The sequence below is a fragment of the Sphingobium sp. SG1 genome (assembly GCF_057063145.1).
Genome location: NZ_JBVVOJ010000004.1, coordinates 422,808 through 444,922, shown reverse-complemented (window position 1 = coordinate 444,922; position 22,115 = coordinate 422,808). Strand labels below are relative to the sequence as shown.

The following is a 22,115-nucleotide window of genomic DNA, read 5'->3' as shown; positions in this document are numbered from 1 at the left end:
CATATGGACGTTTGCCCCGGAAGCCGCCCCCGCCAGGGTGCCGCACCGGATTTCACGCCTCTTCCCAAGATTATGTGGATGAGTGAATACTGGACAGTCTTCAAATATTCGTCAAGCCCGCCGTTGCGAGCGATGCGCAAAGGGTGGCGAACCGGGCCGCGCCGTGGTAGGAGGGCCGCCAAGGCAGATGTGATATGATACTCGCTCCCTCACGGCCCGGCATCTATGCCCGCGGGTCCGAAACGGTGGACCAGATCCTCAAGGCGGCGCTGGACGTGCTGATCGACGAGGGTGCCGATGCCTTCACCCTGCGCCGCATCGCCGCGCGCTGCGACATGAAGGTCGGCAATGTCAGCTATCATTTCCCGCGCAAGGAAATGCTGATCCAGGTGATGCTGGACGAGATGCTGGAATCCTATGACAAGCTGCTGGAGGAGATGGTGCGCAAGCCCGGCCTCACCGCCGAGGAACGGTTGAAGCTGGTCATCATCCTGTGCCTGGAGGATATCCAGACCAAGCGCACCACCCATTTGTTCACCGAACTCTGGGCGCTCGCCAACCAGAGCGAGTTCGTCGCCGACCGGGTGCGCCTGTTCTACAGCAAGGTGCATGAGGTGATCGGCGAATATGTCGCGCAGATCAATCCGGCCCTGTCCCCGGACGAGGTGCATAGCGTCGCCCTCTTCATCAGCGCGTCGATGGAAGGATCGACGCCTTTCCTGGGGCATCAGAAGCCCTGGGCGGCCAAGATGCCGGTGTTTACCGCCCTGGCGGCAATGTCGTTCGTGCATCTTGCCAAGACGGTGACTTCGCGCGATCTTGCAGGGCTGATGACAGAAGCGGCCTGACGCCGCCCCAAGGGGGAGAGATGGTCTGAACGGCAGGGGCGCCACCGGCGCCTGTTCATGCTGTGGGGGCCATCATGACGCAAAGCCGTATATTGCCCGGATGGGCACCGGACCGGACCATCGCCTGCATCGCCGCCGCCGCGCTCGCGCTGCTGCAACCCGGCATCGATCCCGTCTTCCTCACCCTGCTGACCGCTGCCACCGGGCTTGATCCATCCGACCATGGCTGGATCGTCGGCGCGACCCAGGGTGGCATGGCGATCGGCGCGATCCTGGTCTGGCGCGGCGGCGCACACCTGCCGGCCGGCGCGCCGGCCTTCGCCGCGCTGATCGCACTGGCCGCCAGCCTGATAACCCCGGCGCTCGACGAACTGGCAACGCTCATCGTCGCGCGCGGCCTGTTCGGCGTCGGCATGGGTGTCGCCTATACCCATGCGATGAGCGCCGCCGCCTCGCAGCGCCCGACCGGCGCCTATGCCGCCGTCTTCCTGGTCCAGTTGCTGCTGTCCACCCTGGTCGCGCTGGCTCTGCCGGCGATCGGCGACAGCGCCGGGCCGGCCGCTGCGCTGCGCCTACTGGCGCTCGCACCGATCGGCGTGCTGCTGCTCAGCCTGCTGCTGCCGGCCGCCGATCCGGCGCAGACGCCCACCGGCGACGCCAATGAACGCGCGCCCACCCCGCCGCGCGCCTGGGCGCTGGCCGTCGCCCTGTTCTGCTTCATCGCCGCCACCATGATGATCTGGAGCTTTTCCGGCGCGCTGGCACTGGCCGCCGGCATCGACGACAGCGTGATCGGCGAAGCCGTGGCGATCGGGTCGGTGATCGGCGCGCTAACCGCGATCGCGCTGATGCGCGAACAGAGCATCGTGCCGCTGCCGATGACCGGCCTGCTGTGCGCCTTCTGCCTGCTCGCCCCGCTCGCCCTCACTCACCCCGGCGCACCGACCCTGTTCATCCTGGCGATCGGCCTGCTCAATATCGGGTCGACCGCCACCATCATCCGCTTTTCCGGCCTTGCCACGGCAGCGGGCGGCGGCAGTCCGCTGTTCCGCCGCTTCGTCGCCTGCGTCCACAGCCTGGGCATGATCGCCGGGCCGGTGGCGGGATCGCTGCTGTCCGACGGGTTGGGGCAACAGGGGCTGGTCGATGGCGCGCTGGTCGCGCTCACCGGCGGCTGTTTCGCGCTGCTGGTGGCGGCTGCACCCGACCGGCTGCGCCTGCCCCGGATCGAGGGCGTTCACGAGATTATCGCTTAGCTTTGCTGCGGCGCAAAAATATTTTGCGGGAAGCCTCTCCACCCCCTTGACCAATCCTTGACACTTGTCCAGCCTTCATTCCAGCGGCGAAACGCGGACCAGATGAGTCCAGCGCCGCCGCACCGATCAAGGGGGATCACGCCAGATGTCGAGCGCCGCCGTCAGGGGATTTTTCGCCACCGCCGCCATGGGTTTCGCCCTGTGCGCTGCCATCACCGTCCATGCCGCGCCCGCCGACGCCACGGCCGCGCTGGAGCCGGAAACGTCCGATGTCGTGACGATGGAGCCGCCCAAGCCCAACTGGTTCTTCGTCGACGGCGGATGGGACATGCCGGGCACCAGCATCTTCGACGGCGACAGCGGCAAGATGGTGGGCATGGTCGAAACCCGGCGCCTCGCCGACATGGCGATCGATCCGGCCGGCAAATATTATTATGTCGCCGAAACCATCTGGTCGAAGGGAGATCGCGGCACGCGGCAGGACATGGTGTCGGTCTATGACACGCGCGAGCTGAAGCTGGTCACCGAAATCACCATTCCCGACCGCATCCTGATCGGATCGCGCAAGAACAACTTCATCATCAGCGACGATGGCAAGACCGGCTTCGTCTATAATCTCAGCCCCGCCTCCTCGGTGAACATCGTCGATCTGGTGAAGCGCAAGTTCGTCGCCAATGTCGAAGTGCCCGGCTGCGCCAGCATGATGCCCAATCCGGGCGTAGGCTTCTCCGCCCTGTGCGCCGACGGGTCGCTCGCCACCGTGAAGCTGACCGGCAGCAAGGCCGACATCACCCATAGCGCGCCCTTCTTCTCGGCCACCGACGATCCGATCTTCGACAATTTCACCTATGACCGGAAGAAGAAGGAAACGACGTTCCTCAGCTATACCGGCCAGATCTGGACCGCGAAGCTTGGCCCGGCGCCGACCATCTCCGCCCCCTTCTCGATCCAGGCCGCCGCCGGTATCCGTCCCGGCGAAACCAAGCCGCTGGAGTTGAACTGGTATCCGGGCGGGCGCCAGCCGATGGCGCTGCACCGCGCCACCGGCCATCTGTTCGTGCTGATGCACATGGGCGAATATTGGTCGCACAAGGCGTCCGGCACGGAAGTGTGGGAAGTCGATCTCGCCACGCAGAAGGTGGTGAAGCGCCGCCCGCTGGAAGAGCCAATGAACAATATCGAGGTCACCCAGTCCGACAAGCCGCTGCTCATCATGGACGGCGAAAAGGGCACCGCCCTTGTCATCGACCTCGCCACCTGGGAAGAAAAGCACAAGATCGAGAAGGCCGGCGGCAGCACCATCACGGTCGCGGACCCGTCCTGACCATGGCACTGGGTCTGGCGATCGCCGCGCTGGCGGCTGCCATCGGGATCGGCCTCATCCTGTTGCAGGCGGGCGTATCGAAGCTGCGCCACCGCATCCTGCTGCCCGGCGTGATCGCCAATTACCGGCTGCTGCCGCCGGCGCTGGTCGCGCCCGCCGCGACCCTGCTGCCACTGGCGGAGATCGCCATCGGCGCCACGCTGATCGCCGGTCTGGCTCCGGTGCCGGTGCTGCTTGCCATGCTGCTGCTTAGCCTCTTTGCCGGCGCGATGGCGATCAACATCGCGCGCGGGCGCAGCCATATCGACTGTGGCTGCGGACGTTCACAGTTACGCCATCCGATCGGCTGGCCGCTGGTGATCCGTAACCTGCTGCTGATCGCGCTGGTCGCGCCGCGCCTGCTGCCTGCCCCGCCGCTGTCCGCGCTGGACATCGCCACCGCGGCCGCTGGCGGCATTGCCCTGTTCCTCGCCTTCCATCTGCTCGGCGCCATCCTGGCGCTGATCGCCACGCCCGCCGCCGCCTACCGGAGATAGAAGACCTATGCTGACCTCGCTCATCATCGCGCAGATCCTGTCCTGGGTCGCCATTTTCGCGCTCGGCATCGCCCTGCTGGCGGTCGCGCGGCAGGTCGGCGTGCTGCACATCCGCGTCGCGCCCGCCGGCGCGCTCGCCACCAGCGGCGGCCCGGCGGTGGGCGACGCCATCGTCAAGATCGACGCCCGCACCATCGACGGCGCGCCCGTCACGATCGGCGGCCATGCCCATGGCACGGCGCTGCGCCTCTTGATGTTCGTCTCCGCCCAATGCCCGCTGTGCAAGAATATCATCCCGATGGCCAAGTCCTTCGCGCGGGACGAGCGGGTCGCGCTGACCTTCGTGGGCGACGATGATGTCGCCGCCCAGCGCGCGATGATCGCCCAGCACGGGCTAGAGGGCTATGCCTTCGTCAACGGGCCGGAGGCGGGCCAGGCCTATGGCGTCGCCAAGCTGCCTTTCGCCGTGCTGCTCGATGCCGAGGGCACCATCCTGTCCAAGGGACTGGTCAACAGCCGCGAGCATCTCGAAAGCCTGGTCGTCGCCCATGAAATGGGGATCGCCACGGTGCAGGATTATATCGGTTCGCTCAAAGCCCAGGCGGCCTGATCGCAAGTTCAAAGGGGGTCCGTGACATGAAGAAGTTCGACGCCGACGCCATGGGGGAAAAGCTGCTGCGGCGCCTCGCCGGGGGGACATCGCGCCGCTCGATGCTCTCGCGCCTGGGGGCCGCCCTGGTCGCCGCGCCCGCCTTCCCGCTGCTGCCGGTCAGCCGCGCCGAAGCGGCCAAGCCCGACCGCTCACCCGAGGCCAAGACCGCCTTTGCCCGCACTGCGCAGAGCAAGGACGAGACCAAGTGCGACTATTGGCGCTATTGCGCGATCGACGGCGCGCTCTGCACCTGTTGCGGCGGCGGCATTCACAGCTGCCCGGCGGGTTCGGAGCCCTCACCCGTCTCCTGGGTCGGCACCTGCATCAACCCGGACGACGGCAAGGCCTATCTGATCGCCTATCGCGATTGCTGCGGCAAGCCGGCCTGCGGCCAGTGCGGCTGCGACAATACCGATCGCGAGACCCAGCTCTACATGCCCCAGCTCAACAATGACGTGATCTGGTGCTTCGGCACCAGCAGCATGGAATATCATTGTTCGACCGCCGTGCTGGTCGGCGCGGCCAGCTGAGGCCGGCAGGGCATGCGGCACGCGCTGCTGATCGGATCGCTGGCGCTGCTCGGCGCGGTCGGCATCGGCCGCGCCGCCCTGCCGCCGATGGGCCTGCTGCCCAGCGCGATCACTGACCCGGACCTCGCCCGGTCCGACTATGTCGAAAATTGCGGCGGCTGCCACGGGGTACAGGGCAGCGCCGCGCCTGCGGCCCTGCCCGAACTGCGCGGCCGGGTCGGCTGGTTCCTCTGCACGCCCCAGACCCGCGCCTATCTCATCCGCCTGCCCAATGTCGCGCTCAGCCGGATCAAGGATAATCAGCAACTGGCCGACATGATGAACTTCGTCGTCTTCGGCCTGGGCGGCGGCAGCGTGCCGCAGGGCAGCACGCCCTTCACCGCCGAGGAAGTCGCCCATGAACGGCGCTTCGCCCTGTCCGCCGCCTCGCTGACCGCCGAACGCGCCCGCCATGTCGAAACCGCGATCCGCAAATGCCATGCGCCCGCGTCCCTGCGGCAGATGTTCCCGTCTGCAGGGCGATAGCGCTGCCACGGGCATCGCTGTCCTACATGCCGCTTTTCTGTTCTATCCCTCGCCATGCGACAGAGGCTGTTCCCCCTCGCCCAACCCGGCCGCCCGGCGCGTGGCAGGCGCCTATGTGGCGCGCGGCTGTCGCGTCATGGGCGCGCGGTAGGGGCAAGAGCGACGCGCTTCCATGCCCCTGCCCCCATTACCCCCGGCGCGGCACAGGCGCGTTACCGACGCGTCGCAGGTGCGCGACAGGCGCAAATGGCCCCGATAGGCCGTTTACACTGTGAACTTCGGCAGACGCGCGCCCGATCGCGGGCGCCGCCATGCTTCAGAATGTCGCCTTCACCCCGGCATACCAGCGGCGTGGCGCACCCGCGCCATAGGCTCTCGGGTCGCTGGCGCCCGGCACCTCGTCCAGTTCGATCTCGTCCACTTCGGTAAAGGTGCCGAAGGTCGCATAATGGCGGTCGAACAGGTTGCGGACCTCGCCGAACAGGGTGACGCCGGGAATGATGTCGATGCCGGCGCGGATATTGGCGATCAGGTAGCCGGGCACTTTGGCATTCTGGTTGGCCTCGTCGCCGACCAGATATTGGCCCGACCGGGCGATCAGGTCGCCGCCGATCGACCAACGGCGCTGACCGCCCAAGGTGCCGGCATAGTCCAGGCTCAAAGTCGCACTATGGCGCGGGATACCGGGCAGGCGATCGCCCTCACGAACGTCGATCGTGCCGTCGTCATTCGCCTCCGGATTGGCCGGGCTGCTCAGTGTCAGCGCGCTGCGATAGGTCGCATCGGTGAAGGCATAGCTGAGGCCCGCGCTAAAGCCGCCCCGCGCCGCCTTGACCGATGCCTCGACACCCTGGCGCCGGGTCTTGCCGATATTCTGGAAATAGGCCCGACCGCGAATGTCCGACGCAATATATTGGATGTCGTCATGATTGCCGGTGCGATAGGCAGAGAGCAGCCAGTCGGCGGTCCATCCCCCGACGGCGAAGCGACCCGAACCGCCCGCCTCCCAGCTTTTCGCCACCACCTGCTTGAGCGGCGGATCGGCGATGAAGAAATTGGTCAGGCTGCACGGCGCATTCTCGTCGGCGCAGGACAGTTCGGCCGGGGTCGGCGCGCGGTTGGTTTCGGCATAGCCGGCGCGCAGCGACAGCCCGTCCGAAACCCGATAGTCCAGTTCCGCGCCGGGGGTCAGCCGCCGGAAATTGTGCCGCCCGTTCAGCGCCGTGCCGATCTGGTCGGCCAGCTCGATCCGCGCATGGTTCCAGCGCAGCCCCAGTTCCGCCGTCAGCCCCGGCGCCAGCGGCAACCGGTCCTGCACGAAGACGCCCCAATAATCGGTGTGCGCGACCAGTCCGACCGGCGCGATCGCGCCGTCCGGCTGGACGATGATCGATCCCAGCCCCTCGACGCTGCGTTCGTCCGTCATCGCGCCCAGTTCGGTCGATGTGTCGAAACGGGTGCGGCTCGTGTCGTAACTCATGCCGATCGCAAAATGATTGGTGCCGCCCATAAGCGCGCGATCGTCGATCAGTTGCACCAGCGCGCCCATCGCATCGGTCCGCGTCCGCCCCCGGTTGAGCACGCCATAGCCCTCGCCGCCGAGGCTGTCGGCAATGGCATTGCCGTTCGCGTTGGTCAGGACCGCCTGCGCCTCGTCTCCGTCATCATCGCCACCCACCGTCTCCAGGCAGAGCAGCCCGGCGTCATCCTCATCCTCGCACCCCTCGATATCGGCGGCGTCGCCATTGACCGTGCGCAAGGTCAGCCGCTGGGCATAGAGCGTCCCTTCGATCCGGGTCGTGTCGGACAGCGCGACCCAGGGGTGCAGGCTGATCCGGCCATAGCTGCTGCGACTGTTATCGGGCCAGGTGAAGACGGCGCGCCGGTCCGCCGCCAGCAGCTCGACCGGCGACACGCCATTGCCGGTCAGGTCGGTCTTTGCCCCGACCAGCTTGATGTGCAGCCCGCCCTTCTCCGTATCGAAGCCCAGGTCGGCATAGCCATTATAGAGATGCGACGGGCTATGATCGCGCCAGCCATCGTCATGGCTATATTGGAAGGCGCCGAACGCGCTGAAATTGCCACGCGCAAAACCGCCGGCGATGCTCGTCTCGGCATAGCCGAAACGGCCGCCGGTCGCGCTCGCCTCCAACCCCGGATCGCTGCGCCCGTCTTTCGTCTCCAGCAGGATCGCTCCGCCCAGCGCATTGAGGCCATAGACCGGGCTGGCATCGAGCAGGCTCAGCTTGCGGATCGCCGCCTCGGGGATCAGGTCGAACTGGACGGTATCGCCGAACGGCTGGTTGAAACGGGCACCGTCCATATAGACGGCCAGCCCCTGCGCCTGCCCCTGCAGCGGCGAGGCGACGAAACCGCGATAGAGAAGATTGGGCTGCCAGGGGTTATTCTGCGCGTCCTGCAGCGTGATGCCGGCCATATTGCGGGTCAGCGCGCCCAGCAGGTCGGGCGTGCCGCCGATGCCGATATCCCGGCCGGAAATGGACAACGCATCATCGACATCGATCGCGCCGCCCGGCGCCGTGACGATGATCGTCTGCGCGGGCCCAGCCTCCAGTTCCCCGGCCTGCGCCAATCCCGGCATCAGCGCCACGCCCGCCAGACCCGCGCAAAGCCAGCCCTTGCCCCGCATATCCCACTCCCATCTCTGTTTATGGAAAGGACGCTAGGGAGGGCTGGCGATCGCCTCCATTATACCTTGGGTCGCATGCGAAAATCAGGCGGCAACCCCGGCGCGACTGCGCACCAGGTCCGCAACCACGCTCGGGTCGGCCAGCGTACTGACATCGCCCAGCGCCTGGGCCGACACCTCCCCCTCGGCGATCTTGCGCAATATGCGGCGCATGATTTTGCCCGATCGTGTCTTGGGCAGGCCCGGCGCGAACTGGATCACGTCCGGCGTGGCGATCGGCCCGATCTCGCTTCGCACCCATTGGGTCAGGGTGCGGCGCAGATCCTCGCTCGGTTCCTCGCCTACATTCAGCGTGACATAGGCATAGATGCCCTGCCCCTTGATGTCGTGCGGCATGCCGACCACCGCCGCCTCCGCCACGGTCGCATGCAGCACCAGCGCGCTCTCGACCTCGGCCGTACCCATGCGATGGCCCGACACGTTGATGACATCGTCGACCCGGCCGGTGATCCAATAATAGCCGTCCGCGTCCCGGCGGGCGCCGTCGCCGGTGGTATATTTGCCGGGAAAAGTGGTGAAATAGGTCTGGAAGAAACGCTCATGATCGTTCCAGACGGTACGCATCTGGCCGGGCCAACTGCGCGCGATCACCAGATTGCCCTCGCTCGCCCCCTCCTGCACCACGCCATCGCCATCGACGATCTGTGCCTCGACACCGGGCATGGGGAAGGTCGCACTGCCGGGCTTGAGGTCAGTAGCGCCCGGCATCGGCGCAATCATCGCGCCGCCGGTCTCGGTCTGCCACCAGGTGTCGATGATCGGGCAGCGCCCCTCGCCCGCAACGCCATGATACCAGCGCCAGGCCTCCGGATTGATCGGCTCGCCGACGCTGCCCAGCAATTTGAGCGACGCGCGGCTGGTCTTCGCGACATGATGGTCGCCTTCCTTCATCAGCGCGCGCAGCACGGTCGGCGCCGTGAACAGGGTATGGACATGATGCCGGTCAACCACCTCCCAGATGCGGCTGGGCGTCGGCCAGCTCGGTAGGCCTTCATACATCAGGGTCGTCGCGCCATTGGCCAGCGGGCCATAGACGATATAGCTATGCCCCGTGACCCAGCCGACATCGGCCGCGCACCACCAGACGTCACCGGGCCGATAATCGAAGCAGAGCGCATGGGTGAGGCTGGCCCAGAGCAGATAGCCGCCGCTCGAATGGACCACGCCCTTGGGCTTGCCGGTGGAGCCGGAGGTGTAGAGCAGGAACAGCGGGGCTTCCGCGTTCATCACCTCGGCCGGGCAGTCGGGCGCGACGCCGGCCATTGCCTCGTCATACCAGCTATCGCGGCCCGGCTGCATCGCCACCGCCCCGCCGGTCGCCCGCACCACCAATACGCGGCGCACGCTGGTGCAATGGTCGAGCGCCAGCGCCGCATCGACATTGGCCTTGAGCGGCACCCGCTTGCCGCCGCGTCGTCCCTCGTCGGCGGTGACGACAATGCTGGAATCGCAATCGGTGATGCGGCCTGCCAGCGCCTCGGGCGAAAAGCCGCCGAACACGACGCTGTGGATCGCGCCGATCCGCGCACAGGCGAGCAGCGCTACCGCCGCCTCCGGGATCATCGGCATATAGATGGTGATGCGGTCGCCCCGGCGCGCGCCGGCATCCTTCAGCACATTGGCGAAGCGGCAGACCTCGGCATGGAGTTCACGATAGGTCAGGCTGCGCGGGGCGTCCGCCGGATCATCGGGTTCCCAGAGGATTGCGGTAACGTCGCCGCGCTCGGCCAGATGCCGGTCGAGACAATTGGCCGACACGTTGAGCGTGCCGTCGGCGAACCACTGGATGCCGAAATCCGCTTCGTCGAAACTGCTGTCCGACGCGCGGGTCGGCGGCGTGATCCAGTCCAGCCGCTGCGCCTGTTCCAGCCAATAGGCGTCGCCCGCGTCGAGCGACCGGCGATAATCGGCGGCGCGCGCCGCCTGGTTCATGCGGGCATGGGCCGCCCAGTCGGCAGGTATCGGAAACAGGTCTTCGGACATGATGGCTCCCTTTCATTGGCCGAACCGCACGCCGATCCAGAGCGTCCTGGGGGTGCCCAGGTCGATCGATCCACCGGCATTGCGGGTGACGACATCCTCGTCGAACAGATTTTCCCCGCGTGCGACCAGGCTGATGCCATGGCCGATCGGCAGCCGGGCGATGGCGTCCAAGGTCAGCGCATCGGGCAGCACATCGCTCTGCAGGTCATCCTCATATTGCTTGCCCACATAGCGCAGCGTCGCCGACAGCTCGGGCCCGGCCTTGGGTGCCCAGGCCAGCATCGCGCTGGCCGAGTGACGCGGCACCTGCGCCGGCGCGAAGCCATCGAAGGCCATGCCCGGCGCATCGACCTTGCTGCGGCTATAGGCATAGGAGGCGAGCAGCGAGAAATCGGCCGGCAGTTGCGCGCTGGCGGTCAGTTCCACGCCCTTGGCCACGATCGCGTTCACATTCTGGCGCTGGCGGGTGTTGGTGGCGATGGTGACATTGGCGATCGCATCGTCGAGTCGGTTGTAGAAGAGCGTGGCGGATAGCTGCACGCCCGATGCCGGGGTGAGGTCGATGCCGCCCTCCACACCTTTCAGCTTCTCGGGCTTCAAGGCCGCATTGGCCTGGGTAGTGATCGGGAAGACGACGAACGGGCGATAGAGCTCATTGAGCGTGGGCAGGCGGAAGCCGCTATAGGCCGCCCCGCGCAGCGCTACCGCATCGCTGACATGGTAGAGCGCGCCGGCCCGACCGGAAAATTCCCAGTCCGAGCGATTGGCGTAGGCGCTGTCCTGCGTCACCAGGCCGGCCGCACTGACCGCCTTGTAGAAGCCGTTGCGGATCGACCAGCGATCGGCGCGCACGCCGCCGGTCAGGACCAGATTGCCAATCGTCCAGTCATCCTCGGCAAAGATGCCGCTGGTGATCTGGTCGCCACCGGCATGGCGGCGCGATGTCAGCGGGTTGCTGGCGACGCCGGCATTATAGGCATCCTCATACATGTCGCCGGTGGCAAAGCGGCTATCCACGCCGATGCGCAGCACATGCTCCTCGCCCACCGGCGGGCGCAGCTCGATCTTGCCGCCGATCCCGGTCGAGGGCGTGTTGCGCTGGTCGAGCGACTTGCGGAAGCTGGTGGAGGAGATGACGATATTGGAGAAGTTGCGCGCCTGGAGATAGGCGAGCGCATCGACCTGCCAGCGGCCGCGGCTGATATAGCGGATGCTGGCATCCTGGCCCTGACTCACACTGTCGGCGCCGGCAAAGCGCAGCGTGCGATTATCCTGGAACAGGGTGCCGCGAAACTGGATTTCCGAGGTGGCGTCGATCGGCGCGACCGCGCGCAAATTGGTCGACCAGCTGTCATAGGCGGCGGGCACGGTAGCGGCGACGCGCTGGTCGCGGGGCGTGGTCTGGAAACCGTCGCCCCGGTCCCAGCGACCGGACAGCGACACGTAACCGCTGCCCAGATCCGGCGCGATGCTGGCGGACAGCTCGGTCGCATCCCTGCTGCCATAGAAGGCGCTGGCGCCGAAGTGCGGCATCTGGTCGCGGGTAGCGCTGGCCAGTTCGATCGTGCCGGCAACCGCGCCGGCCCCGAACGCGCCACTGCCCCCGCCGCGCGTCACCCGCACCAGTGCCAGCCGGTCGGGCACCAAAGCCGAGAATGGGATATAGCCGAAGAAGGGATCGGCGACCGGCACGCCATCGAGCAGCACCAGCGTCCGGCTCGACGCATTGCCGCCCAGCGCGCGCAGCGTGGCGCCCTGGTTCGACGGATTGGACGCTCGGCTGTCAGAGCGGCGGAACTGCTGGAAGCCCGCGACATCGGCCAGCACGCTCTCGATCCGACCCGACGCCGCATCCTCAAGCCGGTCCCGGTCGATCACCACGGATCCATAGGCCGGCGTCCCAGGCGGCAGGGCGAGGCCCGTGCCGGTCACCACGATCGACGCGGCGGCCATCGCCTCGGCAGCGCCATCGGGTGTTTCCGCATGCGCCGCGAAAGGCGCCATTGCCATGCCAAGCGCGAGCCATTTTGTTCTGCGCATATATCCTCCCCTGCCGTCCCGTCATGCGAGGGGGCGGCATCCCTTCGATAGGATGCCGCCCCTTGCCGGAACATTGGCCTTTGGGCCGATGGCCCTTCTCTCGTTCAGAAGAAGAGGATGGCGCCGGCGGCGATCGTGTCGCCCTCCGCTTCATTGCCATTATGCGCCTTGGACGTGCTGTGAATATATTCGCCGATCAGCGTCACCCAGTTGGTCAGGCCATAACGGCCCTGCCCGACCCAACTGCTGTTCTTGCGGATAAGCGTCGGGTTGGCGAGCGCATCGGCGGCATTGGCATAATGGAGATTGCTCTCGCCATAGCTGCCGCCGACCGAGAATTTGCCGAAGGTCGCCAGCCCCTGAAGATAGAAGCCGTCGCTGTCGCGCTTGTTGCCGGCGGCATCGGTGTCGAACAGGTTGAGCGCCGTCGTGCCCAGCCCCGAGCCATTATAATAATAGCCGGTGAGGACGATCGGGCCGTAGCCGATCTTGGCGCCGGTATCGAAGCCGCTGCCGGTATAGGAAATGCCATCGACGCGATTATGCCGCTGGGTGATCCCCGACAGCCAGGCGCGGGCCGAGAAGTCGCCGAACTTGCCATCATAGACGATCTTGCCCTGGAAGCCGGGCGACTTGTTGCTTTCGCCCGGTCCCGTCAGCGATTCGAGCGGCTGGAACACGCCGACCGAGACCTGGAAGCCCGACAGGCTGGGCGAGGTGTAAGTGATCTGCGGCTGGAAATCGGTATAGATATAGCCGATGCCGATGCGGCCGAGCGAAGTGTTGGACGGCGCGACATTGCCGCCGCTCGAGCCGACCGACAGCAAGGTGATGTCGTTCAATATGCCTTCCGAGCCGAACAGGCCGATGTCGCGACCCAGCTTGAACTCGCCCAGCCCCGATCGGCCGATGGTCATGTAGGTCTGGCGGAAATCGATGCCGGCGGTCTGTAGCGCCACCGGCCGGCCGCCGGCATTGGCGCCGCCGCCGACCGAATAATCCGCGCTGTTGATGCCGGGATACATGCCGAAATGGGCGCCGACGTCCCAGCCGCCCTGGTTGGTGGTGACGTCGAACTTCAGATAGCCGGGCAACAGGCCGTTGCGGATCGCCGAACTATTGCCGCCGACCGGCACCACGCCGCCGACGACATCCGTATTCGGTCCCGCCGCTTGGCCATTTTCATGGGTGTAGAAACCGTTGACCGATCCGGAAATCTTGACCGTGACATCGCCCACCTCAAACCCGACACCGCTGTCGGCGACGCGGACCACGGGCTTGCCGTCCGAGGCGGCGGGCGCAGCGGCAGCGGCCGGCGCGGCAACGTCTTCCTTCGCCAGCTGGGCATATTCCTCGTCGGTGAGGATCCCCTTCTCATGCAGCCTTTTCAGCAGTTCGCTCGTCGTGCCGGCGCTCGCCGGCGTTGCCCCTGCGACGAACAGCAACGCCATGGCGGCGCTGCCGAGGAATGTTCCCCGTGCCATCTCATCCTCCCTCTTGTGCGCCGGTCGTGCCGGCTGTCGGGAAGAGTGGGCGGCGGCGATGGCGGCCGAAATTGGACTTTGGTTCTCGTCCTCGCCGCGCGCACCTCGCTATACTTTTGGTCAGGGCGCGACGGCGATGCCCCACGGCCCGGCGCCGACCGCCACCGTGCCGACGACCTTGCCGGCGGCCAGATCGATCACCGAAACATTGTCCGAAAGGCCATTGGCGGCAAAAGCGCGCACGCCGTCCGGGCTGACTGCCACATGCCAGACCCGCTTGCCGACCGGCACATAGGCGCGGACCTTGCGGGTGGCGACATCGACCAGCGCGACATGATTGGCACGGCCGAGCGCCACGACCGCCGTCTTGCCGTCCGGCGTGAAACGGATGCCGCAGGGCAATAGCTGATAATCCTGCACGCCGGGAATAGCAAAATGCAGCGTCTCGACAATCTTGCGCGTGGCCGGATCGGCAATCTGCACCGTGCCGCCCATCTCCGCCGCGATCCACAGCTCCTTGCCATCGGCGGTAAATTCCACATGGCGGGGGCGCTGATCCGTCTCGGTCGCATCGACCATCGTCTTGCTCGTCAGGTCGATCCAGTTGACGACGCCGTCATCCTCCGACGTCACCACCACCCATCTGCCGTCCGGGCTTTGCGCCACGCCCTCGGGCTCCTTGCCGACATCGACCTGGAAGGCGACCTTGCGGCTGTCGAGGTCGATCGCGGTCAGCGCGGCATTATCCTCATTGGCGACGAACAGGGTCCGGCCATCGCGCGACAGGAAGAATTGCTCGGGATCCTGCCCCGATGGCAGGTCGGCGACGACCTTGCCGGTCGCGCGGTCGATCATCTGCACCGCATGGTCGTTGCTGGCGCAGAGCAGGATATATTTGCCGTCCTTCGTCACGGTGATGCCGCGCGGCCGTCTGCCCACCGGCCAGGTCGCGACCGTCTGCATCGTGGCGGCATCGATGACGCTGATGCTGTTGCCGCGTTCGTTGGAGACATAGAGCGTCTCGGCCCGGACGGACGGGATCGCCGCCGCCAGCGCAAGCCCCGCAATCACGCCCTTCATCATACCCGCATCCTCTCGTCCTTTTGGCCTGATAGCGGATTAGCCCCCGGTCCGTCACGGCGGGATTGTACCAATGGCCAATGGGGCCCGATCCCGCCCTCCCCTACAGTCGTCAGCGACAGGGACGACATGCGGCCAGCACAGGCACGCGGCACAGACGAGGGTTTGGGATGAGGAATTACGGACGGATCGCATTGTTCGGCGCGGCCTGCCTGGCGGGCGCATCGATCACATCGGCACTGATGGCGCATGGCAATGTCACGCCGCAGGCGGTCGACACATCGGCCCTGCCGGAAATCGGCGCCGACTGGGTTCAACACAATCCTTATCGCGGCAATGCCACGGCGGCCAAGATCGGCGAATCCGCCTATGGTCAGAATTGCGCACGCTGCCACGGGCTGGACGCGGAAAGCGGCGGCATCGCGCCGGACCTGCGCTATCTGGAAGTCGGCGACAGCGGCGACGAATGGTTCATCCAGCGTTACCAGCATGGTTCCAGCCATGACGGCAAGGTCTATATGCCGCCCTTCGGTGACGTGCTGGGACAGAAGGCCGGATGGGCGATCCGCGCCTGGCTCGAAACCAAGCATCAGGAGTGACCGCGATGGATCGCCGCGCCTTCTTGAGCAGCGCGGCGGCCGCCGCGCTGGCGGTCTATGTGTCGGGTGGGCAGGCCGCAAAGGCCGCGCCGCTCGGCAAGGTCAGGGAATTGGGTGTCCTTCGGGTCGCAGTCTATAAGGACAACCGCCCCTGGTCCTGGCGCAAGGACGGCAAGCTGACCGGGATCGACGTCGACCTGGCCCAGGCGCTGGCCAAGGGGCTGGGCGTGCGCGCCGACATTGCCGAACTGGTCGCGGACGAAAGCGCCGACGACGACCTGCGCAATGGGGTGTGGAAGGGCGGCCTTCTGGGCTTCCAGCCGGCCGACATCATGCTGCATGTGCCGTTCGACCGGACTTTCGCCGCACGCAACGATCAGGTCGCGATCATCGCGCCTTATTATCGCGAAAGCTTCCAGTTTGCAGGCGTGAAGGGCGAGATCGACGTCAACGCGCCGCCGACCCAATATCGCGGCAAGCGGCTGGCGGTCGAGATCGACTCCATTCCCGATTTCTATCTGATCGGCACATTCGGCGGCATATTGGCCAGGGATGTCGTCCATTTCCCCGGCGGGACAGAAGCCGTCACCGCGCTGACCGATGGCCGGGCCGATGGCGCGCTCGCCAGCCGGGCGCAGATCGAGGCAGTGCTACACGACAGCGGCGCCACCAACATCGTCCGCCGCACCAGCCCCCTGCCCGCCTTCACCTCGGCCGGATGGGACATCGGCATGGCGGTGAAGGAGAATAGCCGGAACCTGGGCGATGCGGTCGAGACCATCCTGGCCGACATGACGCAATCGGGTGCGCTCAAGGCGATCTTCGAACGCCATGGCGTCGCCTATGCGCCGGCCGTCGCGGCGGGCTGAACGGGCGACCCAAGGTCCAATTGGCACGGCCGCCGTGCCCCATAAGGTGCTGCATCGACGGCGTTGATCACGCCGGAAAACAAGGGAGGATGACTATGATGGGACGTTTCACGCGTTCGTTCCTGGGGGCCGCCGCGATCGCGCTGGTGGCCGGGGCCGCGCCACTGCTCGCGGCCGATGCGGCAGGCGGGCCGACCGATGCCGACCTGATGAACGATGCCGCATCGACCGGCGACGTGCTGACCTATGGCATGGGACCGCAGGCGCAGCGTTTCAGCACGCTCAACCAGATCAACACCGACACCGTCAGCAAGCTGGTGCCCGCCTTCGCCTCGTCGCTGGGCGGCGAGAAGCAGCGCGGCCAGGAGGCCCAGCCTCTGGTCTATGATGGCACCATCTATGTCACCGGTTCCTATTCGCGGCTCTATGCCTTCGACTCCCGCACCGGCGAGGAGAAATGGGAATATAATGCCCGCCTGCCCGACGACATCATGCCCTGCTGCGACGTCGTCAATCGCGGTGCGGCGATCCATGGCGACAAGATCATCTTCGCCACGCTCGATGCGCGGCTGGTGGCGCTCAACCGCCATACCGGCAAGGTGGTGTGGAACAAGCAGATCGCCGATTACAAGGCCGGCTACAGCGCGACCGCCGCGCCGCTGATCGTGAAGGGCATGGTCATCACCGGCAATTCGGGGGGCGAGTTCGGCATCGTCGGCGCGGTCGAGGCCCGCGACGTGGATACCGGCGAGCTGATCTGGCACCGCCCGGTGATCGAAGGCAACATGGGCACCTTGCGCGGCAAGGATAATGGCATCACCGGCAAGCTCAACGCCACCTGGCAGGGCGATCTCTACAAGACCGGCGGCGGCGCGACCTGGCTGGGTGGCACCTATGATCCGGAAACCAATCTTCTCTATTTCGGCACCGGCAACCCGGCCCCCTGGAACAGCCATTTGCGGCCCGGCGACAATCTCTACACCGCGTCCACGCTGGCGATCGATCCCGAAACCGGCGTGATCAAATGGCATTACCAGACCACCCCGCATGACGGCTGGGATTTCGACGGGGTCAACGAGTTCATCCCGTTCGACGCGACGATCAATGGCAAGCCGATGAAGCTGGGCGCCAAGGCGGACCGCAACGGCTATTTCTTCGTGCTCGACCGGACCAACGGCAAATTCGTCAGCGCCAACCGCTTCGTGATGCAGACCACCTGGGCCAGCGGCTATGACAAGAATGGCAAGCCGATCGTGATCCCGGCCGGTCGCCCCGGCGCGCCGAGCGCCACCGAAAAGGGCAGCACCGTCTTCTCCTCGCCCAGTTTCTTAGGGGGAAAGAACTGGATGCCGATGGCCTATAGCAAGGACACTGGCCTGTTCTACATCCCGTCCAACGACTGGGGCATGGACATCTGGAACGAGCCGATCGCCTACAAGAAGGGCGCCGCCTATCTGGGCGCGGGCTTCACCATCAAGCCGATCGCCGAGGATCATATCGGCGCGCTGCGGGCGATGGACCCCAAGACCGGCAAGATCGTCTGGGAATATAAGAACAAGGCGCCGCTGTGGGGCGGCGTGTTATCGACCGCCGGCAACCTGGTCTTCACCGGCACGCCCGAAGGCTATCTGAAGGCCTTCGACGCCAAGACCGGCAAGGAATTGTGGAAGTTCCAGACCGGGTCGGGCGTGGTCGGATCGCCGGTCACCTGGGAACAGGATGGCGAACAATATGTCGCCGTCATGTCCGGCTGGGGCGGCGCGGTGCCGCTGTGGGGCGGCGAAGTGGCCAAGTCCTTCAAGGACATCAATCAGGGCGGTTCGCTCTGGGTGTTCAAGCTGGCCAAATAAGGAGGCGAGGACGATGATCGTCATGGGGCGCGGACAGCATATGCACGGCGGAAATCGCGGGCAATTTGCCGCGCCCCCGCCTATGATCCATCATCATGGCCAGGGGGCGGACATGCAGGTCGAAGACAGTGATGCGATGATGGAAAGGGTGCTGATCGTCGACGACCACCCGTTGGTGCGCGACGGGCTGCGCAGCGTGATCGCGGTCAGCTTCGACGGCTGCGAGATTTTCGAGGCGGCCAGCCTGGAGGAAGCGCTGGCGACGCTGGAAAAACAGTCGAATTTCGACTTGGTGCTGCTCGACCTCAATATTCCCGACGTGAAGCGGCTCGATGGCCTGAAACTGCTGCGCAGTCGCCATCCGATCCTGCCGGTGGTGATGGTGTCGGGCGCGTTCGACCGGGGAATCGTGCGCGAGGCGCTGGGCGCCGGCGCGGCCGGCTTCATCCCCAAGTCGATGAAGCGCAGCGCCATCGTCGATGCGCTGCACCGGGTGGTGTCAGGCGAAATCTACATGCCCGACGCGATCGACGAGGCGCCGCAGGAAAGCGCCGAGGAAGCCGACATCCTGACCCGGATCGGCAGCCTGACGCCGCAGCAGCGGATCGTGCTGACTCATCTGGTCCATGGCCGGCTGAACAAGCAGATCGCCCATGACCTGAGCGTATCGATGACCACGGTGAAGGCGCATGTGTCCGCGATCCTGCAGAAGCTCAACGTCTTCAGCCGGACCCAGGCGGTGATCCTGGCCAACCGGGTCCATTTCGACGGCGACAACTGACCGCGGAAAATAGGAAATCCCGCTCTTAACTTCGCATATTTCCCGCACATTTCGACATTTTGATGCCGATGTTGGAAATCATGTTGCGCTCCCCATCCCTATCGTCCCCTGTTCCCGACTAGCATGGAACAGGGGCTGTAGGACAGGCAGGGACGGGTCAGAAGCTGGCCTTCAGCCCGTCGATCACGAACTGCGCCGCGAGCGCGGCGAGCAGCACGCCAAGCAGGCGGGTAATCACCGCCTCGATCTTGGTGCCCAGGATCGCCATCAACGGCCCGGCCGCCAGCAAGGCGCCCAGCATCAGCACCAAAGTCACCGCCACCGCGACCAGCACGACCAGCCGGTCGACCATGCCATCGGCACGCGACATCAGCAGCATGACGGTCGCGATCGAACCCGGCCCGGCGATCATCGGCATCGCCATCGGAAAGACCGAGACATCCTCCACTTCGGGCGTCTCGGCGATCTTCTGCGCCCGATCCTCGCGCCGCTGGGTGCGCTTTTCGAACACCATGTCCATCGCGATCATGAACAGCATGATGCCGCCGGCAATGCGGAAACTGTCCAGTTCGATGCCGAGCACGCCCAGCAGCTGTTTGCCCCACAGGGCGAACACCAGCAGGATGGCGGCGGCGATGCCGACCGCGCGGATCGCCATCGACCGGCGCTGGGCGATGCTCGCCCCGCTGGTCAGGCTGGCATAGATGGGCGCGCAGCCCGGCGGATCGATCACCACGAACAGGGTGACGAAAGCGGATATGAACAATTCCATCATGACGGCGCCCCCACCTTGTCGTCGATCACCACATCATAGCCGGTCCCGTTCCACATGCGGACGGTGACCCGGCGGCTGCCGTCGGTCGCGACATCGGCAGACCAGATCAGGCTGTCATCCTTCGGCACCGGCGGCGCCTCCCCCTTTGCCAGGGGTGGACCTTCGGGCCGCGCGCCGCGCTTGCAGGTCGCAACCTTGCCGGTCAGAAATTCCGGCGCCTCCCGTTCGGTCGCCAGACGATCGCCATGATCGAGGATCCACTGCCAGCGGCCCTTCTTGTCGCGCCGCCACAGGGTGGTGAAATAGCCGACCGATCCGTCCGGCCGTTTCCAGTTGCCGGTGCTGGCGGCGAGCAGGCCGTCGCAGGAGACATAGACGATCGAGGGCGACCAACTGACCGAGGCCGGCGGGTCCGCCTGCTTCTTCAGCCAGTCCTTCGCCACCACCCGCTGCGGCACGAACATCACCGCATCGTCCGCCGCCGTCTCGCGAAAGGCGGTCCATTGCCCCTTTTGCTGGGCGAGCCGGTTGAAGGCGATTTCGGCCGCGATCACCGAGCTGGGATCGGGCTGGTAACGCATCGGCGGCTTGGCCGCGACCAGCATCACCAGGCTGAGGGCGAGGAGCGCGCCGCGCCCCGTCACAGCCCCTCCGGCTTGGCGAGGCCCGCGCGCGCGTGGGCGGCGACCAGCGTGTTGCGCAGCAGCACCGCGATCGTCATCGGGCCGACGCCGCCGGGGACCGGGGTGATGGCGCGGACATGCGACAGCGCTTCGGCCGTGGCGACATCGCCGACGATCCGGCCCTTGCCATCTTCGGTATCGACCACGCGGTTGATGCCGACGTCGATCACCGTCGCGCCCGGCTTGATCCATTCACCCTTCACCATTTCGGCGCGGCCGACGGCAGCGACCACGATGTCGGCACGGTGGACGATGCTGGCAATGTCGCGGGTGCGGCTATGGGCGATGGTGACGGTGCAATTTTCGGCCAGCAGCAACGCCGCCATCGGCTTGCCGACGATGTTGGAACGACCGACCACGACCGCCTCCATGCCCGACAGGTCGCCCAGCTCATCCTTCAGCAGCATGATGCAGCCCAGCGGCGTGCAGGGCACCAGCGCATCCTGTCCGGTGGCCAGACGCCCCGTATTGACGACATGGAAGCCATCGACATCCTTGGCCGGGTCGATCGCAGCGATCACCGCCGCTTCATCGATATGCCTGGGCAGCGGCAACTGGACCAGGATGCCGTCGACGCGGTCGTCATGGTTCAGTTCCTCGATCAGGTCGAGCAGATCATCCTCGCCGATGCTGTCGGGGCGCTTGAACTCGAAGCTTTCCATGCCGGCGGCCAGGGTCATCTTGCCCTTGTTGCGGACATAGACGCTGCTCGCGGGATCTTCCCCCACCAGCACCACGGCCAGGCCCGGCTTGCGGCCCGTCTGTTCCACGAAGGCGGCGACGCCATCGGCCACCTTGTCCCGCAGTCCGGCCGCAAAAGCCTTGCCGTCGATAATCTTGCCGATCGTCATGTCGCGTCTATCCATGTCTCGATGATGGCGGTCAGCCGGTCCAACGCCTGCGCCCCGCCCTGTATCCGCAATCGCTTTAGCCGGTTGGTATCACCCGATTCCAGCAAAATCGCGCCCCTGGGCCAATCCAGCCGCTTGGCCAGCAGCGCGATCAGCGCCGCATTGGCCTTTCCCTTTTCCGGCACGGCGCGCACGCGGGCGGACAGCCAGTGCGCATCATGTTCGTCGGTCCAGCGCCCGCCGACCTCCTCGCGCGTGGCGCCGGGCGTCAGGCGGACCGCCAGAATGAGGTCATCCCCGTCCCGGCGCCAGCCGGTCACATCAGGCTGGAGAAGAGCGGCGGCAGGATCGCCTGACGGATGATGAGAATGCCCAGCAGGACGACCATCGGCGTCAGGTCGAGCGCGCCGAGATCCGGCATGATCCGGCGGATCGGATTATAGATGGGCGCCGTCATCCGATCGAGCGCGACCATCACGGTGCGCACGAAATCGCTGCCCATGTTGACGACGTTGAAGGCGATCAGCCAGCTCATGACGGCCTGGATGATGATGATCCACCACAGCACGTCGAGCAGGATGACGATGGTCTGATAGAGGGCGTAGGCCATGCGGTCTCCGAAAGAGCGGTTGGCGCTCGCTCTAGCCGAGGCATGGGGCCGGCCACAAGTCGAGACAGTCCCTTATTCCACCAAAGGACGCCATAGTTCTGCAAAAGCCTGCTCAGCAGGAAGGGGTAG

Annotated in this window: 21 protein-coding genes; 11 read left to right on the top strand and 10 right to left on the bottom strand. The window is 66.0% G+C overall.

The features are described from left to right. The first annotated feature begins 194 nt into the window (after positions 1-194). From AC0KVN_RS12600 to AC0KVN_RS12570, 7 genes are all read left to right on the top strand, one after another. Complete coding sequence (locus tag AC0KVN_RS12600; RefSeq protein ID WP_004208329.1) at positions 195-848, top strand: TetR/AcrR family transcriptional regulator; 654 nt, start codon at positions 195-197, stop codon at positions 846-848. Between the two features lie 74 nt (positions 849-922). Continuing rightward, positions 923-2,104 (top strand): MFS transporter, encoded by a 1,182-nt coding sequence (locus AC0KVN_RS12595; protein ID WP_435567999.1) that lies wholly within the window; start codon positions 923-925, stop codon positions 2,102-2,104. A gap of 145 nt (positions 2,105-2,249) precedes the next feature. After that, positions 2,250-3,428: an amine dehydrogenase large subunit gene (locus AC0KVN_RS12590; protein WP_435568000.1), complete on the top strand. Its 1,179-nt coding sequence runs from the start codon at positions 2,250-2,252 to the stop codon at positions 3,426-3,428. 2 nt (positions 3,429-3,430) lie between these two features. Further along, a complete protein-coding gene (locus AC0KVN_RS12585; protein ID WP_435568001.1) occupies positions 3,431-3,964 on the top strand; it encodes a MauE/DoxX family redox-associated membrane protein in 534 nt (177 codons plus the stop codon). 7 nt (positions 3,965-3,971) lie between these two features. Beyond that, complete coding sequence (locus AC0KVN_RS12580) at positions 3,972-4,574, top strand: thioredoxin domain-containing protein (RefSeq protein ID WP_423300790.1); 603 nt, start codon at positions 3,972-3,974, stop codon at positions 4,572-4,574. Positions 4,575-4,600: 26 nt separating this feature from the next. Next, positions 4,601-5,146, top strand: a complete 546-nt coding sequence (locus AC0KVN_RS12575; protein ID WP_004208334.1) for a methylamine dehydrogenase light chain — start codon at positions 4,601-4,603, stop codon at positions 5,144-5,146. A 12-nt stretch (positions 5,147-5,158) separates the two neighbouring features. Further along, on the top strand, positions 5,159-5,671 hold the full coding sequence (locus AC0KVN_RS12570; protein WP_010338486.1) for a c-type cytochrome: 513 nt from the start codon (positions 5,159-5,161) through the stop codon (positions 5,669-5,671). A 316-nt stretch (positions 5,672-5,987) separates the two neighbouring features. Here AC0KVN_RS12570 and AC0KVN_RS12565 read toward each other — a convergent pair whose 3' ends face one another. The 5 genes from AC0KVN_RS12565 to AC0KVN_RS12545 all read right to left on the bottom strand — a co-directional run bounded on the left by AC0KVN_RS12565 (position 5,988) and on the right by AC0KVN_RS12545 (position 14,971). Further along, entirely contained in the window at positions 5,988-8,321 is a 2,334-nt protein-coding gene (locus AC0KVN_RS12565) for a TonB-dependent receptor (RefSeq protein ID WP_435568002.1), read from the bottom strand. Between the two features lie 84 nt (positions 8,322-8,405). Next, positions 8,406-10,364, bottom strand: coding sequence for an acetate--CoA ligase (gene acs, locus AC0KVN_RS12560; RefSeq protein WP_435568003.1), 1,959 nt, complete (start codon positions 10,362-10,364; stop codon positions 8,406-8,408). A gap of 12 nt (positions 10,365-10,376) precedes the next feature. Further along, positions 10,377-12,404 carry a TonB-dependent receptor gene (locus AC0KVN_RS12555; RefSeq protein ID WP_435568004.1) on the bottom strand — a complete coding sequence of 676 codons (2,028 nt, stop codon included), beginning with the start codon at positions 12,402-12,404 and terminating at the stop codon, positions 10,377-10,379. A 104-nt stretch (positions 12,405-12,508) separates the two neighbouring features. Beyond that, positions 12,509-13,888 (bottom strand): porin, encoded by a 1,380-nt coding sequence (locus AC0KVN_RS12550; protein ID WP_435568005.1) that lies wholly within the window; start codon positions 13,886-13,888, stop codon positions 12,509-12,511. 120 nt (positions 13,889-14,008) lie between these two features. Beyond that, positions 14,009-14,971, bottom strand: a complete 963-nt coding sequence (locus AC0KVN_RS12545) for a PQQ-dependent catabolism-associated beta-propeller protein (RefSeq protein ID WP_435568006.1) — start codon at positions 14,969-14,971, stop codon at positions 14,009-14,011. Between the two features lie 167 nt (positions 14,972-15,138). Here AC0KVN_RS12545 and pedF point away from each other — a divergent pair, with 167 nt between their 5' ends. From pedF to AC0KVN_RS12525, 4 genes are all read left to right on the top strand, one after another. After that, complete coding sequence (gene pedF / locus AC0KVN_RS12540) at positions 15,139-15,567, top strand: cytochrome c-550 PedF (RefSeq protein WP_004208341.1); 429 nt, start codon at positions 15,139-15,141, stop codon at positions 15,565-15,567. Between the two features lie 5 nt (positions 15,568-15,572). Next, on the top strand, positions 15,573-16,436 hold the full coding sequence (locus AC0KVN_RS12535) for a substrate-binding periplasmic protein (RefSeq protein WP_435568007.1): 864 nt from the start codon (positions 15,573-15,575) through the stop codon (positions 16,434-16,436). A gap of 95 nt (positions 16,437-16,531) precedes the next feature. Then, the gene (locus tag AC0KVN_RS12530) at positions 16,532-18,286 is read left to right on the top strand and encodes a methanol/ethanol family PQQ-dependent dehydrogenase (protein ID WP_483656130.1); all 1,755 of its coding nucleotides are present in this window, start codon (positions 16,532-16,534) and stop codon (positions 18,284-18,286) included. A 13-nt stretch (positions 18,287-18,299) separates the two neighbouring features. After that, positions 18,300-19,067, top strand: coding sequence for a response regulator (locus AC0KVN_RS12525; RefSeq protein WP_037509058.1), 768 nt, complete (start codon positions 18,300-18,302; stop codon positions 19,065-19,067). Positions 19,068-19,224: 157 nt separating this feature from the next. Here the strand turns inward: AC0KVN_RS12525 and AC0KVN_RS12520 are convergent, their stop codons facing one another. The 5 genes from AC0KVN_RS12520 to AC0KVN_RS12500 are packed head-to-tail and all read right to left on the bottom strand — an operon-like array spanning position 19,225 to position 21,986. Further along, positions 19,225-19,842 (bottom strand): MarC family protein, encoded by a 618-nt coding sequence (locus AC0KVN_RS12520; RefSeq protein WP_004208345.1) that lies wholly within the window; start codon positions 19,840-19,842, stop codon positions 19,225-19,227. Further along, positions 19,839-20,486 carry a Cif family virulence factor gene (locus tag AC0KVN_RS12515; RefSeq protein ID WP_483656129.1) on the bottom strand — a complete coding sequence of 216 codons (648 nt, stop codon included), beginning with the start codon at positions 20,484-20,486 and terminating at the stop codon, positions 19,839-19,841. Before AC0KVN_RS12515 ends, AC0KVN_RS12520 begins: the two co-directional genes overlap by 4 nt. After that, positions 20,483-21,376, bottom strand: coding sequence for a bifunctional methylenetetrahydrofolate dehydrogenase/methenyltetrahydrofolate cyclohydrolase FolD (folD, locus tag AC0KVN_RS12510; RefSeq protein ID WP_159367044.1), 894 nt, complete (start codon positions 21,374-21,376; stop codon positions 20,483-20,485). The genes AC0KVN_RS12515 and folD overlap by 4 nt, the downstream gene beginning before the upstream one ends. Then, positions 21,373-21,696, bottom strand: a complete 324-nt coding sequence (locus AC0KVN_RS12505) for a DUF167 domain-containing protein (RefSeq protein ID WP_435568010.1) — start codon at positions 21,694-21,696, stop codon at positions 21,373-21,375. Before AC0KVN_RS12505 ends, folD begins: the two co-directional genes overlap by 4 nt. Further along, the gene (locus AC0KVN_RS12500; protein WP_136188038.1) at positions 21,693-21,986 is read right to left on the bottom strand and encodes a YggT family protein; all 294 of its coding nucleotides are present in this window, start codon (positions 21,984-21,986) and stop codon (positions 21,693-21,695) included. The genes AC0KVN_RS12505 and AC0KVN_RS12500 overlap by 4 nt, the downstream gene beginning before the upstream one ends. Between the last annotated feature and the right edge of the window lie 129 nt (positions 21,987-22,115).

Coding starts and splice junctions, on each gene's coding strand:
- AC0KVN_RS12565 (WP_435568002.1), bottom strand. CDS start 8,321: ATGCGGGGCAAGGGCTGGCTTTGCGCGGGTCTGGCGGGCGTGGCGCTG.
- AC0KVN_RS12585 (WP_435568001.1), top strand. CDS start 3,431: ATGGCACTGGGTCTGGCGATCGCCGCGCTGGCGGCTGCCATCGGGATC.
- AC0KVN_RS12580 (WP_423300790.1), top strand. CDS start 3,972: ATGCTGACCTCGCTCATCATCGCGCAGATCCTGTCCTGGGTCGCCATT.
- AC0KVN_RS12530 (WP_483656130.1), top strand. CDS start 16,532: ATGATGGGACGTTTCACGCGTTCGTTCCTGGGGGCCGCCGCGATCGCG.
- pedF (WP_004208341.1), top strand. CDS start 15,139: ATGAGGAATTACGGACGGATCGCATTGTTCGGCGCGGCCTGCCTGGCG.
- AC0KVN_RS12545 (WP_435568006.1), bottom strand. CDS start 14,971: ATGATGAAGGGCGTGATTGCGGGGCTTGCGCTGGCGGCGGCGATCCCG.
- AC0KVN_RS12575 (WP_004208334.1), top strand. CDS start 4,601: ATGAAGAAGTTCGACGCCGACGCCATGGGGGAAAAGCTGCTGCGGCGC.
- AC0KVN_RS12535 (WP_435568007.1), top strand. CDS start 15,573: ATGGATCGCCGCGCCTTCTTGAGCAGCGCGGCGGCCGCCGCGCTGGCG.
- acs (WP_435568003.1), bottom strand. CDS start 10,364: ATGTCCGAAGACCTGTTTCCGATACCTGCCGACTGGGCGGCCCATGCC.
- AC0KVN_RS12570 (WP_010338486.1), top strand. CDS start 5,159: ATGCGGCACGCGCTGCTGATCGGATCGCTGGCGCTGCTCGGCGCGGTC.
- AC0KVN_RS12520 (WP_004208345.1), bottom strand. CDS start 19,842: ATGATGGAATTGTTCATATCCGCTTTCGTCACCCTGTTCGTGGTGATC.
- AC0KVN_RS12550 (WP_435568005.1), bottom strand. CDS start 13,888: ATGGCACGGGGAACATTCCTCGGCAGCGCCGCCATGGCGTTGCTGTTC.
- AC0KVN_RS12595 (WP_435567999.1), top strand. CDS start 923: ATGACGCAAAGCCGTATATTGCCCGGATGGGCACCGGACCGGACCATC.
- AC0KVN_RS12590 (WP_435568000.1), top strand. CDS start 2,250: ATGTCGAGCGCCGCCGTCAGGGGATTTTTCGCCACCGCCGCCATGGGT.
- AC0KVN_RS12525 (WP_037509058.1), top strand. CDS start 18,300: ATGATCGTCATGGGGCGCGGACAGCATATGCACGGCGGAAATCGCGGG.
- AC0KVN_RS12555 (WP_435568004.1), bottom strand. CDS start 12,404: ATGCGCAGAACAAAATGGCTCGCGCTTGGCATGGCAATGGCGCCTTTC.
- AC0KVN_RS12500 (WP_136188038.1), bottom strand. CDS start 21,986: ATGGCCTACGCCCTCTATCAGACCATCGTCATCCTGCTCGACGTGCTG.
- folD (WP_159367044.1), bottom strand. CDS start 21,376: ATGACGATCGGCAAGATTATCGACGGCAAGGCTTTTGCGGCCGGACTG.
- AC0KVN_RS12600 (WP_004208329.1), top strand. CDS start 195: ATGATACTCGCTCCCTCACGGCCCGGCATCTATGCCCGCGGGTCCGAA.